The organism is Citrobacter sp. wls714, assembly GCF_005281025.1.
Classification (GTDB): Bacteria; Pseudomonadota; Gammaproteobacteria; order Enterobacterales; family Enterobacteriaceae; genus Citrobacter; species Citrobacter werkmanii.
Genome location: NZ_SZWZ01000064.1, coordinates 111642 through 134764 on the forward strand (window position 1 = coordinate 111642; position 23123 = coordinate 134764).

Here is a 23123-nt window from a genome sequence, read left to right on the forward strand (position 1 = left end):
GCTTAATGCCGGTGATAGCCATCCACCATGCACTTGAAGGTTTCGCCCGGCGTGCGCCCCGTAGTGCAAAGATACAGATGCCCAAAAATGAAAAACAGACTGACTATTGCCAACGCAAAGTGCGCCTGTAACAACCAGTAACGCACGCCCGGGAACAGATCGCCGACTACCGCCGGATAGAGCGATAACAGACCCGATATCAATAACAGCGGCAGCAAACCATACATCACGCCAACATAGGCCGCCTGCTGTAGCGGATTGAATTTCGAACGTGGCGATGCCGGGAATGGATGTGACTCTCCCTGCATAATGCCAAACAGGTAAAAACGCGTTTGTCTTTGCGCTCGTCCGATCCAACCCTGGCGCTGAATAATATAGTGATGTCCGTTGCCGCCAATCAGGTTGATCAGGACAAAACCAATCCAACAGGCGAGCAGCAAAAAGCCACAGACCTCGTGTACGGTAAGCAGGCTTTTCATCACCGACGCGCTGACGGCCGAGAAGTGATTGACGAGTCCACTCACCAGAAGAAGCAGAAACAGCAGCGCATTCGACCAGTGCCACAAACGAACGGCCTTCGAGTATAAGTAGACCTTCTCACCGTGCCCTGCCGACGCTTTATGCGCGGCACGAAAGCGCAGCATGGCGTGTAGCGCCAGCACCAGCCACATTCCCACCAGCATTAATCCGGCGATGACCAACCACACAGGCCAGTAGTCAGGTGAAAACATAGGGACATATTGCGCAAGCTGGGCGTGAAACTGTTCGGCATTCTGCGACGCGTTCATACATTTTCCTTTTTAATCAAATGTTGACCGAACCGACGATACAGATGGGGTTTCCCGGCGCCTGCAAGTTGATACTCGTAATACTTGTTTTCCCGCAGCCAGGTCTGAATCTCCGGGCTATCTTCACGACCAAAAATCAGCGCGTGTTCCGGGCAGGCGTTAACACAGATCGGAGGGAAACCTTTCGCCAGACGTGATTCAGCGCAAAAGTCGCATTTATCAGCCACTTTGGTGCGCGGATTGAGATAGCGTACCTGATAAGGGCACGCGCCTATGCAGTAACTGCAGCCGATACACGAAGACGTATCTACCCGCACAATGCCATTCTCATCTCGCCAGGAGGCGCCGGTTGGACAGACCTCGATACAGGGCGCATCATCACAATGCTGGCAGGACTGACGAAAATAGTGATACAGCGTTTCGTTGTCGTTATCCGAAACCGGAATATGCGCTATCGACAAACGGCTGCCCTGGTCAGGAACATGATTGGTTTTCCTGCATGCGCGGGCGCAAATATTACAGCCGTTACACAGAGATTCGTCGTGGATCATGACATAACGAACGCCTTTAGTGCTCCTGGGACTTGCTAACAAACTTTGACCTGGGCCGGTAAAAAAAATCACCGTCCCCATGCCAATGACAAATTTACGTCGGGTGAAGGACATCGGGTTATCCTCTAATGCTGTGACAGTGGTCGTCCACACATTCCATGACATCAACCTGAAGAATTCAGGGGTTCTGATACTGCTCAACCTCAAACCATTCGCACAGGCCGTACGCTTTGCCATAACTCATAAAACGTTCGCTAAACAAATAAGGCTCCGCATTTGACGATTCCACAGTGCGTATATCTGCGTAATCCGGGTGCGTTTCCATTGCCGAGAGCGCCGCTGCAACCTGCTGAGATTCAAAGCTATACGGCGGTTGCGTCAACATCGCGACCTTATAGGGACGCGGATACGTTTGACAGTCGAAGCGTACCGCCTCGGCAATCGCGCGACAGATGTCGTTTTCCACCACCTGCACACACATGCTGGCGTAGTTTGCCGTCATGGTTTGCGTTGAAAAGAAATATGCCTCTTCAGCGCCGTGCACACAGGTAATATCCGCCCCATTCGCACCGTGACACAGGGTATCCAGCAACACGGTAAGGTCGGTTTCAGGAACCGAATACGGTGGCTGCAGGAAGGCACTGCGTGCCACCAATTGACCCGCTGCTGAATGCTGGCGGATAAACTCCGCCACTATCGACTCCGGGCTGGCAGGTTCCTGAACCTGCGTCGCGTTCACCTGTTCTGCAGGCAGCTGTAGCGCCTGCAGCCAGTGTCTCTTTTGGCTATCTACCTCATCAGGAAACGCCTCAATGGGTGCCTGAACGTTGCTCACGTTAGTCATCTCGCGTTCCTTACGCTGGCAACAGATCTTGTGCCGCCAGATCGGCTGCCACATCCTCAAGTCCTAGTCGATTCAGCGTTTCGCGCGTAGGGCAGCCCAGCTCCGGATCCCAGCCCATTTCCTGATAGAACATCGTCAGTGACAGGCGCATGTCCTCCCGGTCCATCTTGTCGGTCCCCTCGGTGAAGACCGGGATCTTCGGATCTTTATCAAACACCCAGGAGCAGATGAGATCATGCTCATTGCGCATATCTTTGGTTTGCATCAGTTTGACCGTATAGGCGCGATGCAGGGTAAAGATACGTTCAGCGGCCAGATCCAGACTCGCCTGCGTGGTTTCATCGCCAGTAACTGCCTGGAAGAATTTCGCTTCCAGATCCAAATCTCCGCGATAATTACGGCTCTTGAGCGGCGAAACCGTCATCGGCCAGACCCAGTTGCATAGCGTGACCGCGTTATGCAAACAGACTTTCAGCAACGTCCATTTGGCATATTTGATCTTCGCGGCATTGATCGGGGTGTAGTTTTTGGTTTCGTCGTATGCATCCTGCGAACCAAACAGTTCGCCCGCCACTTCGCGCTGTAATTTCAGCGGCAAACCGGAACCGATGAAGTTAATATGGGTATGCGTCATGCAGTCACGGTTAAACATACAGTTGGTGATCGCCCCAACCTGTGCTGAAGCCTCGTTAGCGTGGTGGACAGGAAAACCAAACGGCGACCACAGTTTGTTTTTGGCATAACCCCAGTACTCTTCGCCCAAATCCCAGCGTTCAGCAATGGCATATGATCCGTCTGCAAGGTGGCTGAGTTCCCCCACGCGATGCGCCAGCCGATAGTAAAAATCCTTAATAAAATTAGGATCGCCCGCTTCCAGTTGATCCCAGCGGATCTCCGCGTACTCTTCCGCCGGCAGTACGCGCTTAAAAACGCCTTTTGAGTAGCAATAAGTAAAATCACGGTGCAACTGCCCGTAGTTACACCAGATGCCATAATCGTCGAACAGGTTCAGACCAATCAGGTTTCCCACCACCCGCCCATCGTCTTTATCGTCAAAATCTTTCGGGCCATTGGGGAAAATGGTGGTGTGCACAAAGTTCGCCACGCAGGTGTTGCCACCGGTACTCGGTACGCCAAAATCTTTCACCCGCGGGACATTGAGCTGTGACATACAACGAATGGGGCATGAATGGCAGCCGCTCATTTTTACCGTGTATTTCTCAGCGGCAGGTCCGAGATCGAACACGGATTTATAGGTACGGAAACCGACGGTATTCTGGTTGCCCGGCGGGATTTCACCCGTTTCGATTGGCCCTCCTTCCGCCGCTCCCCAGAACAGTCCCTTGCGGGCCGTCCAGCGCGAGTTTGGCGAAGAGTATTCTGCCCAAGCCTGCGGGGTGCTTGGTACAACGTGGTTGTTGTTGGCGCCGATAAGCTCGGTCATCATATAGTCATTGAGCCGCTTCATCTCTTTGCGGTCGGCGATATTGACCCCTTTGGTCCCTTCTACCGCAATAGCCTTCAGATTTTTCGAGCCCATCACCGCGCCAGTACCGGCGCCGCCGCTGTGGTTGCGGCTGTTGATCATGCAGGAGAGCGGTACCAGATTTTCCCCCGCCTGGCCAATCGCGGCGACGCAAGTCTCAGGGCTGGTAATGCGGCAAATCTCTTCGGTTGTGGCGCGCGTGCCCTTGCCCCACAGGAAATCGGCTTTTTCGATGCTGACCTTATCGTCTTTAATATTGATCCAAACAGGTGACGCGGACTTACCTTCGATAATAATGGCGTCATAACCGGCAAATTTCATCTGTGCGGCGAAGAAACCGCCCATGTGGGCATCTACGACTAAATTACCTTTGGTAAATGATGACAAGGAGGTGATATTGACGCGGGAGCTACAGGGTGCGCCCGAGCCGGTTAATGGCCCGGTGGCGAAAACCAGTTTATTCCCTTCATCAAAAGGCATGGTGCCTGGCGGGACTTCGTCGTACATAATTTTATACCCAAAGCCCATCCCACCGATAAATTTCTTAAATTTACTGGAATCTTCATGGGTGATATTACCCGTGGTGAGATTGATCCGTAAAATATTACCTGTCCAACCATTAGCCATCATGTTTTCCTTTGCAAGAAGGTTTAATAGATATACCCGTCAGGCAGCTTTTTTATTCAAAACCGCGCTATTTTTGGCAATTAATGACGCGTATCAGGCATGCCTGCCCTCTATCAAACGGTAATATCTTTCCACTCGATAATTTTTAATGCCCCAGTAGGACAAGCATTGGCGCATTCCCCGCATAACACACATTTTGAGGATTTTTTCGTTTCCGTGTTAACGGTCGCCATCATCCACGGGCAGGCTGTGGTACAAGCGCTACAACCAATGCAACGTTTGTGGTCTACGGCAATACAGCCGTCTTCCTGCTTCCAGGTAATGGCGCCAATTGGGCAGACCTTCATGCATTGCGGATCTTTGCATTGGCGGCAGGTATCCGCGGTATAGTTTAAATCACCATACAGTCCGCCACCGGACCCGACGCCATCATCGCCAAAGAAGTAATTACGATGAATTTTGATGCGGGAAAAGAAGGTGCCAACGGCCCCATCGTTATAATTGGTACAGGAAATCTCGCAGCGATGACAACCGGTACAGCGTGCTCGCTGCGTTACCAGCACCCCTTTCGGCGTATTGATAAGGCCAACTGTACCGCTGTCGATATCTTCCTGCTTACAACCAAAAAGTGATAACAACGCGGGTGCAATGGTCAGTCCTGCCAGACCCTTTCCGGATATACGTAAAAATTCCAGCCGCGTTAAACCACAATCTAAAAATGGACGATCAACCTGGTTCATTTATTTCGCATCCTCTTCGCAAACGCAGTAGCAGCAACACATCCAGGCTAATTTTTGCACGCAGATCGGCCGATTCGGCCATTAATGTTGCCAACAACACGTGAATATTTGCCCTAACCTGATCGTATAAATGACGGTGGTTAAACTGAATGAATCTAATCCTTTAGGGTTAGGCACAAAGATAATGTGGTTATTTAGGGATCGTCGTTTTGATCGTCATCAATTAAAAAACGGAAGAGAAATAATTAATGCGGAGTGAGATTTATTATCATTAAGATAAGTTGAAATAACATTTCATATGGCGTGCAAATATTTGTGACTCTACTCGCATATATATTTTTATATATCAATCGATATACAGCAAAATATACAGCGGTGTGTTTCTTTAATTGCAGTCCTGAATTATATATATTGATAGAATAACGTGACGAGAATAAGAGGATGGCGCAAGAAACTACCCTCCTCTTTTGATGGATTATCCGGCCAATGCTTTAATAACGGTCTCAATGGCTTGTTTTTCTAGCTCAGTGCGCTTTACACGCTGGTTGGCGAGGGTGGTTCTCAGCACACCAGCAATGACGATATGCTTTGGCTCTTGTCCCAGATCGCGCATTTCCAGTACTACTTTACCGACTACTCTGCACATTTCACGGTACAACTCGTCGTCTTTGGTCTGATTTCCCATATTTGCCCGCTCGTCATTAACTCAAACCAACAGCATATATCACTCTGGCTAATTAGACAAAATTCAATGAAAATCAAACAAATGTCATAAATCTACTGGATCCGCTGTAGTCGGTTTACCAACTCAGCAAGGCTCCGCGCCTGCATTTTTTCCATCACCCGCGCGCGATGAACTTCAACCGTACGCACCGCAATATTCATGGCGTCAGCAATTTCCCGATTCATTAACCCTTTTGCTACCAGTTGCGCCAACTCTCGTTCCTTTGGCGTGAGCATCTGATAGCAGGCCACGATCTCTTGTCGCGAGAAGGCGGCGTGAGAAATCTGCAACGCATGCTCTAACGCCGCCTGAAGCGGCTCGGCGGACACCGGCTTTTGCAAAAAATCGACCGCGCCACGTTTCATTTGTTCAACCGCCATCGGCACATCGCCATGCCCGGTGAGGAACACCACTGCCAACGAACTTTCTCGTTGGCGCATCGCTTCATGCACAGCGTGCCCATCCATTACCGGCATACGCATATCCAGCAACAGTACGCCGACCTGATACAGGTTTGCCTCAGCGAGGAATGTTTCGCCTTGCTCCCAACAACATACCTCGTATCCCAGGCTTTCCAGTAAAAACGCACAGGCCTGAGTGACGGCAATGTCGTCATCCAGCAGATGAATTATTGCCACTACGGCCTCCCTCCCGGTTTTGCTTAAAATGTAATGTCACCACCACGCCCGCTTTTTCATCAGGAGCCTGATGATTTTTGATCCCAATCTCTCCATTCGCGTAACGCACCAGCCGCTGACAAATGGCTAATCCCAGCCCCATGCCCTCTTTACGGGTGGTCATAAACGGCTGAAAAGCCTGGTACAACTGTGCCTCATCAATACCGCCAGCGTTATCTTGCACCCAAATACGCACATCACCATCCTCACGCTGGGCGCTGAACCACACCGTGGTTGCCCCTGCCTGGGCCGCATTAAGCACCAGATTGGCCAGCACCTGCTCAAGCAGAACGCTCGGCAGCGTTAGCGTTAACGTCTTATTTACCTGAGCTTGCAGCGCTACCGCCGGAAATTGCTGGGGCATACGCAATAATTGCCAGACGTGATGAATAGCATCATGCACGTTGACGGCTCGCCAGTCATCGGTCATCACCGGATTACCCTGCGCCTGACTGACCCACTGGCGCAGATTGTGCAATGTGTCAGCCCCCCGCTGCGCCTGGGCATCAATGTTCTCCAGCGCAGGTAACAACGGATGCTGCTTATCCTGACCGCGTAGGCGGATCAAACAGCCCTGCGCATAATGGCGGATAGCCGACAGCGGCTGATTGAGTTCGTGGGCAAACCCGGAGGTCATCTCACCAAGCACACTCATTTGGCGAGCGGTTTCCAGCGCCTGTTCTTGTTTGCGCAGCAGAATGCTGTTCCGCTCCAGTTGCCTGCCGCGACGACGAACCAGCAGCATCACCCAGATATAATTGAGCGTCAGCAGCAACAGCACAACGGCCACAGCCCCCATAGCGAGCCGGTGCTGGATAAACCAACTTTTGACGTCCAGCCAAAGCTGGCGCTGCTGCGGATGCTGGCGGACATCACGCAGCAACGCTTCTACCTCGCGTGTTGAGGCAGGCGCTCCCCAGCGAAACGTTGCATTCTGCGGCGCATTGAACAGCACCCGTGTGACGCGATCGGCCAACTCGTCGCTCACTGCAGGCAGTGCCGCAAACGACCAGTCAGGATACAGTGGCGTACTGGTTAAACAGGGAATCGAGGTTGGATGGTTGAGTACAGCCCTAAAGTCCGTTTTATGAATGAGCCCTTCCTCATCCATGTTTTCCAGCAGACACACCGGCACAATCACCGCCTGCACGGCTTTTTCGCGTAATAGATAGAGTAAGGCATCGGCAGGAAAACCGGTAAACATCAGGCGTAAATCGCGCTCCGGGCGCAGACCAGCATCGCTAAGTGCTTTATACCCCAACAAATAGCCGCCAAAAGCCTGAGCATCAATGGCGCCAACCGTTTTACCGATCAGATCATGCGCGGAAGCGATCCCACTATCGCGCCTGACGAGAATCGCGCTGCCAATCACGTTACTGGCGGCTTTGCCTCCACGGGTAGAACGTAACGACGCCAGCCAGCGTAACGCAGAACGGCTGTTTAGCTGTACAAACTGCGCCGGATTGGTGACCACAAACTGTACCGTGCCACGATTCACTGCCTCCTGCATCTGCCGTAGGTCCAACGGTTGTATATGAAACTGCTCACCGGGAATTTGCTGATTCAACAGGGTTTCCAACGGCTGCCAGTGCTGACGTGTGGAGATCTCCCCACGCATTGCCAACACGCCAATGTTCCATGTCTGCGCCGCAACCGTGCCGCTTAGCATCCACAGCGACGCCAGCACCGTCAGGCATCTTACTACGTTGCGTCCCACTCAATTATCCCTGTCAATTATGTTGTTTTAGATCAACAACAAGCCGGGTATGTGGTTAACCACAATAGAGTACCCCCCGTCACGATTTTTACACTGTAAATCATTGGAATTCTTTATTCATCACACTCAAATCAACGGCGTGACCAATGTTTCGTTGTTGAACCGTGACGGGAGAAAATATGGACAGCAGTAAACGGCAGTTTCTCCAGCAACTGGGCGTCCTGACCGCTGGCGCTTCACTGGTTCCGCTGGCTCAGGCGCAATTCCCCTTCTCGCCTGAACGCCATGAAGGCTCACTCAAGCATCGCTACGCCATGCTGATTGACCTGCGACGCTGTATTGGCTGCCAGGCCTGTACCGTCAGTTGCGCCATTGAGAACCAGACGCCGCAGGGGGATTTCAGAACCCTCGTTAACCAGTATCAGGTGCAGTTGACAGGCCAGCAAAGCGTCACCAACGTCCTGCTGCCGCGCCTGTGCAACCATTGCGATAATCCACCTTGCGTACCCGTTTGTCCGGTGCAGGCCACCTTCCAACGCGAAGACGGCATCGTAGTCGTCGACAACACCCGCTGCGTGGGTTGCGCTTACTGCGTGCAGGCCTGTCCATATGATGCGCGGTTCATCAACCACGAAACGCAAACCGCCGATAAATGCACTTTTTGCGTACACCGCCTGGAAGCGGGCCTGCTCCCGGCCTGCGTAGAATCCTGCGTCGGCGGCGCACGTATCATTGGCGATATCAAAGATCCGCACAGCCGGATTTCTCAAATGCTGCACGAACACCATGAGGCCATCAAGGTGCTGAAACCCGAAAGCGGAACATCACCGCACGTGTTTTATCTGGGTCTGGATGAAGCGTTTGTCACCCCGTTAATGGGACGTGCTCAACCCGCTCTCTGGCAGGAGGTTTAAATGAACCATTCACTGATTATCGAAGAGGTTCTGGCCCATCCACAGCATGTAAGCTGGTTACCCTGGGCCGTACAGTATTTCTTTTTCATCGGTATTGCCGCCTGCGCCGCGCTGTTCGCCTGCGTGCTGCACTGGCGTAAACAGAAGACGGCAGAACTGGAAAACCTGACGCTGTTAATCGCCCTGACCTGTGCAATAACCGCCCCGTTGGCGCTGACCGCTGATTTACACCAAACCGCCCGCGTCTGGCATTTTTATGCTTATCCGACGCCATGGTCCTGGATGCCATGGGGCGCACTGTTTTTACCGCTGTTTACCGGCTTCCTGGGCCTGTGGTTTCTGGCACAGCACGTTAAGCAGTTAACACTTAAAAGTTACAGTGTAACTAAATGGTTGGCCGTCGGTAGCGCCTTGTCTGCTATCGGACTACTGGTTTACACCGGTCGCGAAGTGTCGGTGGTGCAGGCGCGTCCCGTCTGGTTCAGCTACGCCTTTCCGGTTGCAATGTTCCTCAGCGCGCTGCAAACGTTCCTCGCCTTGCTCATCGCTGCAACAAAAAGTGAAGGATCTTTGCTGCGCAAACTGGCGTGGGGACAAATTGTCGCCTTGAGCGCGCTGGCTATCGTGGTGGCAATTTGGGTGAGCAGTAATACGCTATCCGGTTCAGCAATCCGCCAGTGGCTGGATGTCGCCTCTTCGGCACGGCACTACGCCATCGGCTGGGTTGCGCTATGGCTTATCTCGCTTGGCCTTTGCGGGCTGGTGCTGCGTTTTCCATTATCGCGGCCGCTGCACATATTACTGGCGTTTAGCGCCATGGCGTTGTGCTGGCTGATGCGCTGGACGTTACTCATCCAGGTACAGACCGTACCGAAATTTAACGCCCAGTTTAATCCTTACACCCTGCCCGGCGGTACCGATGGCTGGCTGGCCATTGTGGGCACCTTCGGCCTGTGGATAGCACTGATTATTATTGTTCGTGAAGCCCTGAACGCGATCGCAAGGAGAATGCAACATGGCTAATTTAACCCGTCGTCAGTGGCTTAAAGTCGGTCTTGCTGTAGGTGGCATGGTGACGTTTGGTCTGAGTTATCGGGATGTAGCAAAGCGCGCGCTGGACGGCTTGCTGGACGGTACCTCCGGCAAAATTACTCGAGATCGCATCTTTGGTAATGCGCTCATCCCCGAAGCCAATGCCCGGCCGCAATGGCAGCAGAATCCACAGCAGGTGATCTCGATGACGCAATGTTTTGGTTGCTGGACACAATGCGGTGTGCGAGTCCGGGTTGATAGTGAACAAGGCAAAGTGCTGCGCATTGCCGGTAACCCCTATCATCCATTATCTCACGAGCACCCTATTGACGCCTCTGTCCCCTTTGCCACGGCAATGGCGAAACTGGCGGGCGAGTCGGGTCTGGATGCGCGCTCCACCGCCTGCGCTCGTGGCGCAACATTACTTGAAGGTTTGTACAGTCCACTGCGCATTCTGCAGCCCATGAAACGCGTTGGCAAACGCGGTGAGGGAAAATGGCAGCGCATCAGCTTCGAACAATTGATCAAAGAAGTGGTGGAAGGCGGCGATCTGTTTGGTGAGGGCCATGTTGACGGCCTGCGGGCTATTCACGATCCCCATACACCGCTTGATGCCAGACATCCCAGCTTTGGGCCAAAATCCAATCAGTTGCTGGTCACCAATACCAGCGATGAAGGACGTGATACGTTTTTACGTCGCTTCGCGCTGAACAGTTTCGGCAGTAAAAACTTCGGCGCACATGGCGCTTACTGCGGCCTGGCCTATCGAGCCGGTTCTGGTGCGCTAATGGGGGATCTGGATAAAAACACCCACGTGAAACCCGATTGGGATAATGTCGAGTTCGCGCTGTTTATGGGAACCTCTCCAGCGCAATCCGGTAACCCGTTTAAGCGCCAGGCTCGCCAGCTCGCCAGCGCCCGTTTACGCGACGACTTCCGCTATGTGGTGGTAGCGCCAGCCCTGCCATTAACCACGGTACTGGCTGACGATCGCGGCCACTGGCAGCCCGTGCGTCCGGGAAGCGACTCCGCGCTGGCGATGGGTATGATCCGCTGGATAATCGAAAAACAACGCTATAACGCCGATTATCTCGCCATTCCTGGCGTGCAGGCCATGCAGCAGGCCGGAGAAAAAAGCTGGAGCAACGCCACGCATCTGGTGATTACCGATGAGATCCCAAATCTTGCCGGACAGCATTTAACCCTCGCGCATCTGAACGCAAACGCCGCCCAGGAGCCGGTGGTCGTTAACGAAGCCGGAGAAATCGTCGCCGCCAGCGGTTGCCCACGCGCGCAGTTGTTTATCACCCGCGTGGTGACGCTGGCAGACGGCCAGACGGTGACGGTAAAAAGCAGCCTCCAGTGCCTGAAAGAATCCGCCGAAAAACTAACGCTGGCGCAATACAGCCAGCAGTGCGGTGTGTCTGAAGCAGACATTGGCGCACTGGCCGACGCGTTTACCCGTCACGGACGTAAAGCGGCGGTGATCGCCCACGGCGGAATGATGGCAGGTAATGGATTTTATAACGCCTGGTCGGTGATGATGCTCAATGCGCTGATTGGCAACCTGAGTCTTGAAGGCGGCGTGTTTGTCGGCGGCGGTAAGTTCAATGGCGCCACCGATGGACCACGCTACAACATGGACAGTTTCGCCGGGAAGATTAAACCAAAGGGATTAAGCATCGCACGCAGTAAAACCGCGTATGAGTCTTCCGAAGAGTATCGCAATAAAGTGGCCGCCGGCCAATCACCCTTCCCGGCAAAAGCCCCGTGGTATCCGTTTGTGGCCGGTCAACTTACTGAGCTTCTTGTCTCTGCACTCGAAGGCTACCCTTATCCGCTAAAAGCCTGGATCTCCAACATGACCAACCCGTTTTATGGCATCGCAGGGTTGCGCGGAGTGGCGGAGGAGAAGCTTAAAGATCCTGCGCGTTTGCCGCTATTTATCGCCATTGATGCCTTTATGAACGAAACCACGGCGCTGGCAGATTACATCGTGCCGGATACCCATAACTTTGAAAGCTGGGGATTCAGCGCCCCGTGGGCGGGTGTCGCCAGCAAAGCTACCACCGCTCGCTGGCCCGTGGTCAGAGCCGCAACCAGCAGTACCGCTGACGGTCAACCGGCTTCAATGGAATCTTTCTGTATTGCGGTAGCGAAACGCATTGGTTTGCCTGGTTTTGGTGATAATGCGATTACCGACCCGCAAGGCAATCAGCATCCGTTAAATCGAGCGGAAGATTATTATCTGCGCCTCGCCGCCAATATTGCGTTTATGGGCAAAGCACCGGTCCCGGAGGCTCAGCCGGAAGACATTGCCTTGACTGGGGTGCAACGGATCATGCCGGTGATAACGCAAACGCTGAAAGCCGATGAAGCCAGCCGGGTGGCATTTGTGTATTCACGCGGTGGGCGTTTCGCTCCAGCCAGCAGTGGCCGGGTGGAGAATCGCGTCGGCAATGCGTGGGAAAAACCGCTGCAAATCTGGAATGCGAATGTCGCCGCGCACCGCCATGCGATTACTGGCGAGCGCTACAGCGGCTGCCCGGCCTGGTATCCTTCGCGCCTGTCAGACGGACGTGCGGTCGAGGAGTTGTTCCCGGAACAAGAATGGCCGCTGAAATTGATCTCCTTTAAATCCAATACCATGTCCAGCGCCACGGCGGTCATCCCACGCCTGCATCATCTGAAGCCGGTTAATCTGGTGGCGCTCAACCCGCAGGACGGTAAGCGGTACGGCTTAGCACATGGCGATACGGTACGTATCACTACGCCTGGCGGTCAGGTACAGGCGCAAATAAGCCTGCTTCATGGCGTTATGCCGGGAGTTATCGCCATTGAACATGGCTATGGACATAAAGAAATGGGCGCAGCGCAGCATACACTCGACGGCGAGCCGATGCCATTTGACGCGCAGATAAGGTCGGGAATTAATCTTAACGATCTTGGCTTTGCGGATCCTACCCGGCAGGTAACCAATACCTGGCTTGACTGGGTGTCGGGTGCGGCGGTACGCCAGGGGCTGCCAGCAAGAATTGAGCGAGTGTAACTTTCGCGTAGGGTGGCAACGCTAACGCGTTTTATCCGGCCTACTGGACGTTGTAGGCCGGATAAGGCAAAAAGTGGATCAGTTATTTACCGGGATCACCGCGCCTTTGTATTTCGTGCGGATCCAGTCCTGAATCTCTTTTGAATGCAGTACGTCTACCAGCGCCACAATATCCTTTTTCTTCTCATCGCCACGATGTACGGTAATGATGTTGGCATACGGGTTGTTTTCACCGCTTTCGACGGCAATCGGATCTTTCACCGGATCCAGCCCCGCATCGATAGCATAGTTCGCGTTAATCACCACCGCATCGCCTTCGTCGTTATTGTACATCTGCGGTAACAGCGCCGCTTCCACGTTAGGCAGGAACTTCAGTTTTTTCGGGTTTTCCACGATGTCGCTAATGCGCGCGGTAACTTTATCCACCCCCGGCTTCAGCTTGATCACGCCCTCTTTTTCGAAAATCGACAGAATACGGCCTTCCTCAGATACCGCATCGCGCATGATCACCTTACCACCTTCCGGCAGATCTTTAAGTGATTTCACCTTCTTCGAATAGATACCAATCGGCTCAATGTGAATCGCTCCGGCGCTGACGAAGTCGTAGGTTTTATCGCCTGCATGATCTTTAATCACGCTGTTCAGATACGGAATATGCTGGAAGTAGTTAGCGTCAATCTCACGGCCAGCCAGCGCGGTATTCGGCAGGATATAATCCTGGAACGGTTTAATTTCCAGGTCGATCCCCTGCTTTGCCAGAATCGGTTTGGCCTGCTCAAGGATCTCCGCATGCGGTACGTTTGATGCGCCAACGGTTAGCGTATCAGCCCAGGAGGCGAAACTCAGGGCGCTTAAGGTTGCTGCGGCGAGTAATGTCAGTGATTTTTTCATGATAATGGTTTCCGTATTTTATTAGCGTTTATCTAACAGAGAGGTGATCACATCGCCGCAAAGCTGGATGATGAAGACGATGAGCAGAATCGTCACCGTCGCCACCAGCGTGACGTCGCTGTGGTTGCGCTGGAATCCTTCCAGATAGGCCAAATTCCCTAAACCCCCGGCACCAATGACTCCCGCCATCGCGCTGTAGCTGACCAGCGCAATCAGCGTCACGGTGATCCCGGACACCAGAGCGGGAGAAGATTCCGGCAGTAAAACCCGAAAAATAAGCGTACTCAGACGCGCGCCCATCGAACGTGTCGCTTCAATAACGCCTTTATCGACTTCACGCAGGGCAATTTCGACCAGACGCGCATAAAACGGCGCGGCCCCCACGATCAGCGCAGGCAATGCAGCATTGGCGCCGAGAATGGTGCCAACCATCGCTTTGGTAAACGGGATCAGTAGCACGATCAAAATGATGAACGGGATCGAACGGAAGATATTCACCACCAGCGAAATCGCGCTATACACGGCGCGGTTTTGGAACAATGCACCGCGTGCGGTCAGAAACAGCGCCAGGCCAAGGGCGACGCCAAGAACAAAGGTCGCCACGCCAGAAAGCGCTGTCATATAGAGCGTTTCCTGCGTTGCTGCGAATAATTGATCCCATTTCAGATGGGGGAACAGTTCTTCAGCCATGTTGAATCACCTCACCTTCAATGTCGCTATGGCGCAGGTCGGCCAGAATATTGCTCAGTTGCTCTCCGGTAGCCACAACGTGCACCCATAGCTGACCAAACACGCCGTGTGCGGTTTGCGTCATCTTGCCGTGCAAAATGTTAAACGGCAGGCCGTAGCGCAGGGTCAATTCTCCGACCACAGGACGGTGGGTGCGTTGCCCGGTAAACGTTAGCTTGATCACCACGCCGCCCAGTTCGCTTGCCAGTTGTGGGTTGAACTCGTCTTCTTCGGCGTATTGGCTCACCTGACGAACGAATTGTCGGGTAATCGGCTGCTGCGGATGGGTAAAGACGCTGAGCACGTCACCTTCTTCAACGACTTTGCCGTTCTCCATCACCGCCACACGGTCGCAAATTTTGCGAACCACGTGCATTTCATGGGTGATCAACACAATGGTTAATTTGAAGCGACGATTAATATCGAGCAGTAAATCAAGGATCTGATCGGTGGTTTGCGGATCCAGCGCGGAGGTGGCTTCGTCGCACAGCAGTACGTCAGGGTTGTTCGCCAGTGCGCGGGCAATGCCCACCCGCTGTTTTTGTCCGCCGCTGAGCTGGGACGGATAAGCATTCTCGCGACCACTCAACCCAACCAGCGTAATCAGTTCGGCAACCCGCGCTTTGATGGACGCCTTTGGCGCCCCCGCGATTTGCATAGAGAAAGCAATATTTTCGCTAACCGTGCGCGACCACAGTAAGTTGAAATGCTGGAACACCATACTGATTTTCAGTCGCGCCTGGCGCAGAGATTCTCCGCGGGCGGCAGAGATATCGTGGCCGTTAATCGTCACACTGCCCGAGGTCGGCTTTTCCAGACCATTAAGCAAGCGAATTAAGGTGCTCTTACCCGCCCCACTGTAACCAATAATTCCGTAAATCTGCCCCTGCTCAACCGTCAGATTGACGTTATCGACAGCGGTAATAGCAAGCCTGCCTGGCGTAAACACTTTTGAAATATTTTTCAGGACAATCATGTCGTTTGGATATCCGCTGCTGTTTTTAGTTATCCTGCTAGCGCCCTTGGCTGTTTAGCAGTATGGATGTCCAAACGAGTGTAATGAGTGAAATTGGCTTTTAGAATGAATTAAAACGTATTTGATATAATTTTTAGGAATATGTTCTCAACATTGAAAACACCCGTATAAATCTGCTTATTCGGGACGGCAAGCGCGGTTTGTTGCGCAACAAATTACTTCTGTGCTCAACGCCTTTATCCATACCGATGAACAAATTAATGAATATTTTTTGTCAAACTGCACAGAAGTGTTTTGAAACAGCGTTTCCATTTTCCTTTTAGATAAAATTCAGCGTATAATGCGCGCCAATTGTCTCTTGAATGGTTTCAGCACATTGACCTGTAAAACTCAACGACTACAAAACTCACCTTCCCGTTGGGCTGAAACGCAAGCACATATTCCTCTGCACGCTCTTTCGATGTCACCTATCCTTAGAGCGAGACATCACCACTTTCGTAACTCAGGTTTAGCTTCCCGTCCGTGCGCGATGGGAGCCAGATTTCCCAATCCTTCTCAACTTAAAGACTAAGACTGTCATGAAAAAGACGAAAATTGTTTGCACCATCGGTCCGAAAACCGAATCCGAAGAGATGTTAACCAAAATGCTGGACGCGGGCATGAACGTCATGCGTCTGAACTTCTCTCATGGCGATTACGCAGAACACGGTCAGCGCATCAAGAATTTGCGCAACGTGATGAGCAAAACCGGCAAAAAAGCTGCCATTCTGCTCGACACCAAAGGTCCGGAAATTCGTACCATTAAACTGGAAGGCGGCAACGACGTTTCTCTGAAAGCAGGCCAGACCTTCACCTTCACCACCGACAAATCCGTTGTCGGCAACAGCGAAATCGTTGCTGTGACTTATGAAGGCTTCACGAAAGACTTGTCCGTTGGCAACACTGTACTGGTTGACGACGGCCTGATCGGCATGGAAGTTACCGCTATCGAAGGTAACAAAGTTATCTGTAAGGTGCTGAACAACGGCGACCTGGGCGAAAACAAAGGCGTTAACCTGCCTGGCGTTTCTATCGCGCTGCCAGCACTGGCTGAAAAAGACAAACAGGACCTGATTTTCGGTTGCGAACAGGGCGTTGACTTCGTTGCGGCATCCTTTATCCGTAAACGTTCTGACGTGGTTGAAATCCGCGAGCACCTGAAGGCGCACGGCGGCGAAAACATCCAGATCATCTCCAAAATCGAAAACCAGGAAGGCCTGAACAACTTCGACGAAATCCTCGAAGCCTCTGACGGCATCATGGTTGCTCGTGGCGACATGGGTGTTGAGATCCCGGTTGAAGAAGTTATCTTCGCGCAGAAGATGATCATCGAGAAATGTATCCGCGCACGTAAAGTCGTTATCACTGCGACCCAGATGCTGGACTCCATGATCAAAAATCCGCGCCCTACCCGCGCTGAAGCTGGCGACGTAGCTAACGCCATCCTCGACGGCACTGATGCAGTCATGCTGTCTGGCGAATCCGCAAAAGGTAAATACCCGCTGGAAGCGGTCACCATCATGGCGACCATCTGCGAACGTACCGACCGTGTAATGACCAGCCGTCTGGATTTCAACAACGACAGCCGTAAACTGCGCATCACCGAAGCCGTTTGCCGTGGCGCGGTTGAAACTGCAGAAAAACTGGATGCTCCGCTGATCGTGGTTGCAACCCAGGGCGGTAAATCTGCTCGTGCAGTGCGTAAATACTTCCCGGATGCCACCATCCTGGCGCTGACCACCAACGAAACTACCGCGCGTCAGCTGGTGCTGAGCAAAGGCGTTGTGGCTCAGGTTGTCAAAGAAATCAGCTCTACCGATGATTTCTACCGTCTGGGCAAAGAAGTTGCTCTGGAGAGCGGTCTGGCGCAGAAAGGTGACGTTGTGGTTATGGTTTCTGGCGCGCTGGTTCCAAGCGGCACGACCAACACTGCATCCGTTCACGTACTGTAATAATTCCACCGCGAATTAATTTGCTTAAAAAAGCGCCCTCGTGGCGCTTTTTTTATTTTATCGATAGCCACAATTAATAAAAAATCAAATCGGATTTCACTATCCAATCCGTGATTATCTAAGATGAATCCGATGGAAGCTTTCTGTTTTCACTCGGTTTTTTAGCCGTTTTTGCACAATTCGATGCTTCTTTGAGCGAACGATCAAAAATAAGTGCATTCCCATCAAAAAAATATTCTCAACATAAAAAAGTTTGTGTAATACTTGTAACGCTACATGGAGATTAACTCAATCTAGAGGGTATTAATAATGAATCGTACTAAACTGGTACTGGGCGCGGTAATCCTGGGTTCTACTCTGCTGGCAGGTTGCTCCAGCAACGCTAAAATCGATCAGCTGTCTTCTGACGTTCAGACTCTGAACGCTAAAGTTGACCAGCTGAGCAACGACGTGAACGCAATGCGTTCCGACGTTCAGGCTGCTAAAGATGACGCAGCTCGCGCTAACCAGCGTCTGGACAACGCAGCTACTAAATACCGCAAGTAATAGTAACTGTGTAATAAAAATGGCGCACATTGTGCGCCATTTTTTTTGCTCTGAATTTCTCGTTCCCTGTTATTGCGTAGCGCGCACCTCTGCATTCTCTCCCGGCACACCATTCTGCGCAGACTTCACGTCACTCCCGCTGGTAACAACCGATGCTTGCCCGGCCGTCACAGTGACCGGATAACCCGCGCGACGATACAACGCGCGTTCCACCAGGCTGTTATCCACAGCTTTGTTATCTTTAAACTGGGTAAAACCAGCTGGTAGCACATACGGCATAGTCTGGACGTTTTGTTCCTCTTCGGGCGACAACGGCCGATGCACCTCGACATAGCGCATGCCGTTCGGCTCAATCGAATATTTTATCGGCTCATTAATCACCCTGACCGGCGTTCCTGTTCGAACCTGAGCAAACAATGCCTTGATGTCCGGCGCGTTCATGCGAATACATCCCGAGCTCACACGCAGGCCGACGCTGTCCGGCGCGCTGGTACCATGGATAAGATATTCACCGTTTCCATGCGCCAGACGCAGTGCAAAGCGTCCTAACGGGTTATTAGGCCCGGCTGGCACAACCGGAGGCAATGTGATGCCGCGCTCCAGAGAGCGTTTACGGATGCCTGCTGTAGGGGTCCAGGTTGGATTCGGTATTTTTTGCCCTACCCGGGTTTCCATTACCGGAGTTTCCAGTCCCTGTAAACCAATACCGATCGGGAATACCTGAACGATATTCTCTCCCGGCGGGTAGTAATACAGACGTAGCTCCGCCAGATTCACAATAATACCTTCGCGTGGCGCATCGGGCAGCAGTAGCTGCGAGGGAATAGTAATCAGGGTTCCGGGTTTGGGAACAGGGGCAATAGTATTATTCGCTTCGAGGATCAGCATTGCGGCGGTATCAAACTTACGGGCAATCGCCTGTAGGTTTTTATCGCCTTCCTGCACGGTGTAAGTTTGATTTTGCCCAACAAGACGGCTGTTCGCCTGGGGCAACGGATAATCGACCGCCCATGCGGCCTGAATAGCGCTGTAAGCGCCGATTAGCATTAAGGTAATAACAGACGCGCGTTTCATACTCACTCACCCCCCTGGCGTTCCTGCCGGACGGCGGCGAGCGCCAGATCCGGCTTACGAGTCACAGCGTTGCCTTACACGACATTTTCAAGTCGGTCTGAACGTTGACGTGTTTTATCAGTTTAGCTAAGAGTTGCGGCTTTGGCGCGGATAGCCCGAATCATTGCCTCCAGCCCCTGTGAACGAGATGGTGTGAGATGCTGTGCGAGCGCCATTTTTTCAAACCACGGACGCACATCAAAATTCACAATATCCTGGGCCGTCATACGGTCATACAGAATGAAGACCACGGCGATAAGCCCTTTCACAATTGCCGCATCGCTGTCGCCCTGTAGTTCAATAATCCCTTCAGCATTCTGACGCATTACGATCCATACCTGACTTTGACATCCCTGAATGCTATTTTCGGGGCAGTGTTCATCGGCGTTTAATTCCGGCAAACGCTGACCCAGTTCAATGATGTACAGGTATTTCTCTTCCCAATTAGCGCAACGCAGAAAATTACGCAACAACTTTTCTTTATCCGGTAGCGCAGCCATAACGCCTCCCTGTTATCCCAGTAAGTGATGAATACGCTTGAGACCTGTCACCAGGCGATCCACTTCTTCATGGGTGTTGTACATGGCAATCGACGCCCGACACATGGCGGGAACGTTATAGTAGGCCATCAGTGGCATAGCGCAGTGATGCCCCGTCCGCACGGCGATCCCATAGTTATCGAGAAAACTCCCGACGTCATAGGCGTGATGTTTGCCGAGGTTAAAGGCAATCACCCCCAGGCGGTTATCCGGTCCGTAAAGCGTCAAATCCGGCACATCCGCCAGCTGTTCCAACGCATAGCGCATCATGAACTGTTCATATTCGCTGATTTCAGTCAGCCCCAGCGCTGAAACATACTCAATAGCGGCACCAAGCCCGATAATTCCCCCGGTGTTAGGTGTTCCGGCTTCAAAACGCCACGGCGCTTTGGCCCACGTGGTTCCCTGGCTCAGGCTCACGGTCGCAATCATCGAACCGCCGCCTTCCCATGGCGGCATTTCCTGCAGCAGCGACTCTCTGGCATACAGAACGCCAATACCGGTTGGCCCGTAGAGCTTGTGTCCGGAGAAAACATAAAAGTCGCAATCCAGCGCCTGGACATCCACTTGATGATGCATAACCGCCTGTGCGCCATCCACCAGCACTTTTGCGCCGTATTGATGTGCCAGCGCAATCATCTCACCCAGCGGATTTTCGGTACCCAGTACGTTTGAAACGTGGGTAATTGCCAGCAGTTGCGTACGCTCATCGAACAGCGCAGGCAACACTTCCAGTTGCAACGTGCCATCGGCATTAAGCGGAATGACCCGCAGTTCTGCGCCCACGCGGGCGCACAGCATTTGCCAGGGAACAATATTGGCATGGTGCTCCATTTCGCTAATGATGATGTTATCGCCAGCCCTGACATTACTGTTGCCCCAACTGTTCGCCACCAGGTTAATGCCTTCCGTGGTACCGCGAACGAACACCAGTTCTTCAGCCGAGCGGGCGTTAATAAACAGCGACGCGAGCTTGCGCACATTCTCCATTTTTTCCGTGGCCTGCGCGCTTAGCGTATGAATACCACGGTGAACCGCCGCATAGCCGTGACGATAAAACTCGGCTTCGGCATCAATCACCTGATTAGGTTTTTGCGCGCTGGCTGCGCTGTCCAGATAAGCCAGCGGTAAACCGTTCACTTCACGCGTCAGGACCGGAAAATCAGCCCGCACTTTTTCAATGGGAAATGTCATGCTACGCCTCCCGGCAAGCGGTGAGCGATCCGCGCCAGTACCAGTTGTTTCAACGTTTCGTCGCGCAGGGCTTCCGTTAGCTCAGCGGCAAACGCATAGAGAATCATCTGTTGAGCATCCTGCTGACCGATCCCGCGCGAACGCAGGTAGAACATTTGTTCGTCGTCAATCCGCCCTACCGTCGCCCCGTGACTGCATTTCACGTCATCGGCGTAAATTTCAAGCTGTGGTTTGGTGTCCACTTCCGCCAGTTTTCCGAGCAGTAAATTATTGTTGGTCATCTGACCGTCGGTTTTAATAGCGTGTTGAGCGACGTTGATCAGGCCATTGAACACCGCCCGCCCCTTATCGCTGACAATCGTTTTATGCAACTGGCGGCTGTTGCAATAACCTTTGTTGTGCGCAAGCCAGGTTCGGGTATCGCAGACTTCATTTTTCACCGGCATCGCCAGGCTGTTAAGGCGCAGCGTGGTATTTTCGCCATTAAGCTGGGTACTGGTGTTATGGCGTAACACTGCATCACCCAGCAAGAAACTTTGGCTGACCGCCGAGGCATCTGCACTTAACTGAATATCATTATGGGCAAAGTGGTGGCTGAGTGGATTCTCAAACGCCAGTTTAATGTGGTGCAAATGCGCATTCGCCGCGACGTTCATCGTTAAGCGCGCACCGGTAAAATGACGAAGCTCGCTGAGACTGACATAATGCTCAATAACGGTGGCTTCTGCGCCTTCCGCCAGCTCCAGATGGTGGCGATAGTGCGCCGTATTTACCTCATCGCCCGTCAGTCCCTGGGTAATGTGCAGCAACAGCAGCGGTTTCGCTGGTCGCTGGTTACGCTTGACCAAAATGTGCGTTACGCTGCGGGACAGGCTTTCGGTCAGGTGCAGGAATACTTCCGGCTGGATAGCCGCAGGCAACATCTGACGCTCATCATCAACGGTAATATCAAAGCCGCTACCTTCCACGCTGTCGCTGAGTGTTGGACAAAATTGCCCGTCGACAAACACCAACCGTACCGCGTCAATCGCCGGGGCTAACGCGTCACACTGGGCTGGCGTTATTGCGGAGATATTGCTAACGAACCGGCTGTTGGTTAATCCCTCCAGCGGCGTGTATTTCCAGTCCTCATGCTTACGCGTTGGCAGCCCCAGACGCAGCATCTGGTGCAGATGCTGTTGCGCATAGTGCGAACGGGTCTCCCCTTGGGTCTCAAACAGATGGTGCCACTGTTGCAGCACGTTACTGCTGTTCGCTAAGCCAGCCATATCCTTGCTCCTCCAGTTGTTTGACCAGCGTGAAATCGCCGGACTTCACAATTCGCCCCTGGTAGAGAACGTGAACATAATCGGGTTTGATATAGTCCAGGATGCGCTGATAGTGAGTGACGATAATGAATGAACGTTTCCCGTCGCGCAGCGAGTTCACGCCATCGGCGACGATTTTCAGCGCATCAATATCCAGCCCGGAATCTGATTCATCAAGAATGCACAGCTGAGGCTCCAGCACCGCCATTTGCAGAATGTCATTCCGCTTTTTCTCGCCGCCGGAGAACCCGACGTTTACCGAGCGCGTCAGTAAGTCTTCCGGCATTTTCAGCAGCGCTATTTTTTCTTCCATCAGATCCTGGAAGTCGAACCTGTCCAGCGACTCCTCACCACGGTAACTGCGCACCGCATTCAGCGCCGTTTGCAGGAAAAACTGATTACTGACGCCGGGAATTTCTACCGGATACTGAAATGCCATAAAGATCCCTTCACCGGCCCGATCCTCTGGCGACAGTTCCAGTAAATCCTTACCATTAAATTCAACCGTCCCGCCAGTGACTTCGTAGTCTTCACGTCCGGCGAGCGTGGCAGACAGCGTACTTTTCCCGGAACCGTTCGGCCCCATAATGGCGTGGACTTCCCCTGGGCGAATCTCAAGGCTCAACCCACGCAGGATCGCCTTATCTTCAACACTGACCTGTAAATCTTTGATGCTTAACATGTGCTT

The 23123-nt window shown here is 52.7% G+C and carries 22 protein-coding genes; 6 read left to right on the plus strand and 16 right to left on the minus strand.

The window, feature by feature from the left end:
• Nucleotides 1-2: 2 nt before the first annotated feature.
• The 8 genes from phsC to ttrS form a co-directional block, all read right to left on the minus strand.
• On the minus strand, nucleotides 3-788 hold the full coding sequence (phsC, locus tag FDX11_RS13865; protein WP_137349831.1) for a thiosulfate reductase cytochrome B subunit: 786 nt from the start codon (nucleotides 786-788) through the stop codon (nucleotides 3-5).
• Nucleotides 785-1453, minus strand: coding sequence for a 4Fe-4S dicluster domain-containing protein (locus tag FDX11_RS13870; protein WP_042308731.1), 669 nt, complete (start codon nucleotides 1451-1453; stop codon nucleotides 785-787). The genes phsC and FDX11_RS13870 overlap by 4 nt, the downstream gene beginning before the upstream one ends.
• Before the next feature lie 64 nt (nucleotides 1454-1517).
• Nucleotides 1518-2183 (minus strand): YdhW family putative oxidoreductase system protein, encoded by a 666-nt coding sequence (locus tag FDX11_RS13875; RefSeq protein ID WP_042308733.1) that lies wholly within the window; start codon nucleotides 2181-2183, stop codon nucleotides 1518-1520.
• 10 nt (nucleotides 2184-2193) lie between these two features.
• The gene (locus FDX11_RS13880; protein WP_137398094.1) at nucleotides 2194-4296 is read right to left on the minus strand and encodes an aldehyde ferredoxin oxidoreductase; all 2103 of its coding nucleotides are present in this window, start codon (nucleotides 4294-4296) and stop codon (nucleotides 2194-2196) included.
• A gap of 113 nt (nucleotides 4297-4409) precedes the next feature.
• On the minus strand, nucleotides 4410-5036 hold the full coding sequence (locus tag FDX11_RS13885; protein ID WP_038640293.1) for a ferredoxin-like protein: 627 nt from the start codon (nucleotides 5034-5036) through the stop codon (nucleotides 4410-4412).
• A gap of 475 nt (nucleotides 5037-5511) precedes the next feature.
• Nucleotides 5512-5721, minus strand: a complete 210-nt coding sequence (gene fumD, locus FDX11_RS13890) for a fumarate hydratase FumD (RefSeq protein WP_137349832.1) — start codon at nucleotides 5719-5721, stop codon at nucleotides 5512-5514.
• 92 nt (nucleotides 5722-5813) lie between these two features.
• Entirely contained in the window at nucleotides 5814-6398 is a 585-nt protein-coding gene (ttrR, locus tag FDX11_RS13895; RefSeq protein WP_079224388.1) for a tetrathionate respiration response regulator TtrR, read from the minus strand.
• On the minus strand, nucleotides 6373-8106 hold the full coding sequence (ttrS, locus tag FDX11_RS13900; RefSeq protein ID WP_137349890.1) for a tetrathionate respiration histidine kinase TtrS: 1734 nt from the start codon (nucleotides 8104-8106) through the stop codon (nucleotides 6373-6375). Before ttrS ends, ttrR begins: the two co-directional genes overlap by 26 nt.
• Nucleotides 8107-8333: 227 nt before the next feature.
• Between ttrS and ttrB the strand changes: the two genes are divergently transcribed.
• The 3 genes from ttrB to ttrA are packed head-to-tail and all read left to right on the plus strand — an operon-like array spanning nucleotide 8334 to nucleotide 13149.
• Nucleotides 8334-9068: a tetrathionate reductase subunit TtrB gene (gene ttrB / locus FDX11_RS13905; protein ID WP_042308740.1), complete on the plus strand. Its 735-nt coding sequence runs from the start codon at nucleotides 8334-8336 to the stop codon at nucleotides 9066-9068.
• Nucleotides 9069-10091, plus strand: coding sequence for a tetrathionate reductase subunit TtrC (gene ttrC, locus FDX11_RS13910; protein ID WP_042308742.1), 1023 nt, complete (start codon nucleotides 9069-9071; stop codon nucleotides 10089-10091).
• The gene (gene ttrA / locus FDX11_RS13915; RefSeq protein ID WP_137398074.1) at nucleotides 10084-13149 is read left to right on the plus strand and encodes a tetrathionate reductase subunit TtrA; all 3066 of its coding nucleotides are present in this window, start codon (nucleotides 10084-10086) and stop codon (nucleotides 13147-13149) included. The genes ttrC and ttrA overlap by 8 nt, the downstream gene beginning before the upstream one ends.
• Before the next feature lie 78 nt (nucleotides 13150-13227).
• Here ttrA and FDX11_RS13920 read toward each other — a convergent pair whose 3' ends face one another.
• The 3 genes from FDX11_RS13920 to FDX11_RS13930 are packed head-to-tail and all read right to left on the minus strand — an operon-like array spanning nucleotide 13228 to nucleotide 15745.
• Nucleotides 13228-14040 (minus strand): MetQ/NlpA family ABC transporter substrate-binding protein, encoded by an 813-nt coding sequence (locus FDX11_RS13920; protein WP_003029358.1) that lies wholly within the window; start codon nucleotides 14038-14040, stop codon nucleotides 13228-13230.
• A 21-nt stretch (nucleotides 14041-14061) separates the two neighbouring features.
• Complete coding sequence (locus tag FDX11_RS13925; RefSeq protein WP_042308747.1) at nucleotides 14062-14730, minus strand: methionine ABC transporter permease; 669 nt, start codon at nucleotides 14728-14730, stop codon at nucleotides 14062-14064.
• Nucleotides 14723-15745, minus strand: a complete 1023-nt coding sequence (locus FDX11_RS13930; RefSeq protein ID WP_042308749.1) for a methionine ABC transporter ATP-binding protein — start codon at nucleotides 15743-15745, stop codon at nucleotides 14723-14725. Before FDX11_RS13930 ends, FDX11_RS13925 begins: the two co-directional genes overlap by 8 nt.
• Nucleotides 15746-16121: 376 nt before the next feature.
• Here FDX11_RS13930 and FDX11_RS25490 point away from each other — a divergent pair, with 376 nt between their 5' ends.
• The 3 genes from FDX11_RS25490 to lpp all read left to right on the plus strand — a co-directional run bounded on the left by FDX11_RS25490 (nucleotide 16122) and on the right by lpp (nucleotide 18282).
• The gene (locus tag FDX11_RS25490) at nucleotides 16122-16316 is read left to right on the plus strand and encodes a hypothetical protein (RefSeq protein WP_249357174.1); all 195 of its coding nucleotides are present in this window, start codon (nucleotides 16122-16124) and stop codon (nucleotides 16314-16316) included.
• 7 nt (nucleotides 16317-16323) lie between these two features.
• Nucleotides 16324-17736 carry a pyruvate kinase PykF gene (gene pykF, locus FDX11_RS13935; RefSeq protein WP_006684766.1) on the plus strand — a complete coding sequence of 471 codons (1413 nt, stop codon included), beginning with the start codon at nucleotides 16324-16326 and terminating at the stop codon, nucleotides 17734-17736.
• A 309-nt stretch (nucleotides 17737-18045) separates the two neighbouring features.
• The gene (lpp, locus tag FDX11_RS13940) at nucleotides 18046-18282 is read left to right on the plus strand and encodes a murein lipoprotein Lpp (protein WP_003029373.1); all 237 of its coding nucleotides are present in this window, start codon (nucleotides 18046-18048) and stop codon (nucleotides 18280-18282) included.
• Between the two features lie 69 nt (nucleotides 18283-18351).
• Here lpp and FDX11_RS13945 read toward each other — a convergent pair whose 3' ends face one another.
• The 5 genes from FDX11_RS13945 to sufC form a co-directional block, all read right to left on the minus strand.
• On the minus strand, nucleotides 18352-19356 hold the full coding sequence (locus FDX11_RS13945) for a L,D-transpeptidase family protein (protein WP_079224400.1): 1005 nt from the start codon (nucleotides 19354-19356) through the stop codon (nucleotides 18352-18354).
• Nucleotides 19357-19478: 122 nt separating this feature from the next.
• Entirely contained in the window at nucleotides 19479-19895 is a 417-nt protein-coding gene (gene sufE, locus FDX11_RS13950; protein WP_042308753.1) for a cysteine desulfuration protein SufE, read from the minus strand.
• 12 nt (nucleotides 19896-19907) lie between these two features.
• Complete coding sequence (gene sufS / locus FDX11_RS13955) at nucleotides 19908-21128, minus strand: cysteine desulfurase SufS (RefSeq protein WP_079224402.1); 1221 nt, start codon at nucleotides 21126-21128, stop codon at nucleotides 19908-19910.
• On the minus strand, nucleotides 21125-22396 hold the full coding sequence (sufD, locus tag FDX11_RS13960; RefSeq protein ID WP_079224404.1) for a Fe-S cluster assembly protein SufD: 1272 nt from the start codon (nucleotides 22394-22396) through the stop codon (nucleotides 21125-21127). Before sufD ends, sufS begins: the two co-directional genes overlap by 4 nt.
• Nucleotides 22371-23117, minus strand: a complete 747-nt coding sequence (gene sufC, locus FDX11_RS13965) for a Fe-S cluster assembly ATPase SufC (RefSeq protein WP_038640264.1) — start codon at nucleotides 23115-23117, stop codon at nucleotides 22371-22373. The genes sufD and sufC overlap by 26 nt, the downstream gene beginning before the upstream one ends.
• Nucleotides 23118-23123 lie beyond the last annotated feature (6 nt).

Excerpts from the sequence above, each read along its gene's own strand:
- pykF (WP_006684766.1), top strand. The coding sequence starts at position 16,324 with ATGAAAAAGACGAAAATTGTTTGCACCATCGGTCCGAAAACCGAATCC.
- fumD (WP_137349832.1), bottom strand. The coding sequence starts at position 5,721 with ATGGGAAATCAGACCAAAGACGACGAGTTGTACCGTGAAATGTGCAGA.
- FDX11_RS13930 (WP_042308749.1), bottom strand. The coding sequence starts at position 15,745 with ATGATTGTCCTGAAAAATATTTCAAAAGTGTTTACGCCAGGCAGGCTT.
- FDX11_RS13880 (WP_137398094.1), bottom strand. The coding sequence starts at position 4,296 with ATGGCTAATGGTTGGACAGGTAATATTTTACGGATCAATCTCACCACG.
- ttrB (WP_042308740.1), top strand. The coding sequence starts at position 8,334 with ATGGACAGCAGTAAACGGCAGTTTCTCCAGCAACTGGGCGTCCTGACC.
- sufC (WP_038640264.1), bottom strand. The coding sequence starts at position 23,117 with ATGTTAAGCATCAAAGATTTACAGGTCAGTGTTGAAGATAAGGCGATC.
- ttrA (WP_137398074.1), top strand. The coding sequence starts at position 10,084 with ATGGCTAATTTAACCCGTCGTCAGTGGCTTAAAGTCGGTCTTGCTGTA.
- sufS (WP_079224402.1), bottom strand. The coding sequence starts at position 21,128 with ATGACATTTCCCATTGAAAAAGTGCGGGCTGATTTTCCGGTCCTGACG.
- FDX11_RS13920 (WP_003029358.1), bottom strand. The coding sequence starts at position 14,040 with ATGAAAAAATCACTGACATTACTCGCCGCAGCAACCTTAAGCGCCCTG.
- lpp (WP_003029373.1), top strand. The coding sequence starts at position 18,046 with ATGAATCGTACTAAACTGGTACTGGGCGCGGTAATCCTGGGTTCTACT.
- sufD (WP_079224404.1), bottom strand. The coding sequence starts at position 22,396 with ATGGCTGGCTTAGCGAACAGCAGTAACGTGCTGCAACAGTGGCACCAT.
- FDX11_RS13885 (WP_038640293.1), bottom strand. The coding sequence starts at position 5,036 with ATGAACCAGGTTGATCGTCCATTTTTAGATTGTGGTTTAACGCGGCTG.
- FDX11_RS13945 (WP_079224400.1), bottom strand. The coding sequence starts at position 19,356 with ATGAAACGCGCGTCTGTTATTACCTTAATGCTAATCGGCGCTTACAGC.
- phsC (WP_137349831.1), bottom strand. The coding sequence starts at position 788 with ATGAACGCGTCGCAGAATGCCGAACAGTTTCACGCCCAGCTTGCGCAA.
- FDX11_RS13925 (WP_042308747.1), bottom strand. The coding sequence starts at position 14,730 with ATGGCTGAAGAACTGTTCCCCCATCTGAAATGGGATCAATTATTCGCA.
- FDX11_RS13870 (WP_042308731.1), bottom strand. The coding sequence starts at position 1,453 with ATGTCCTTCACCCGACGTAAATTTGTCATTGGCATGGGGACGGTGATT.
- sufE (WP_042308753.1), bottom strand. The coding sequence starts at position 19,895 with ATGGCTGCGCTACCGGATAAAGAAAAGTTGTTGCGTAATTTTCTGCGT.
- ttrS (WP_137349890.1), bottom strand. The coding sequence starts at position 8,106 with ATGCTAAGCGGCACGGTTGCGGCGCAGACATGGAACATTGGCGTGTTG.
- FDX11_RS13875 (WP_042308733.1), bottom strand. The coding sequence starts at position 2,183 with ATGACTAACGTGAGCAACGTTCAGGCACCCATTGAGGCGTTTCCTGAT.
- ttrC (WP_042308742.1), top strand. The coding sequence starts at position 9,069 with ATGAACCATTCACTGATTATCGAAGAGGTTCTGGCCCATCCACAGCAT.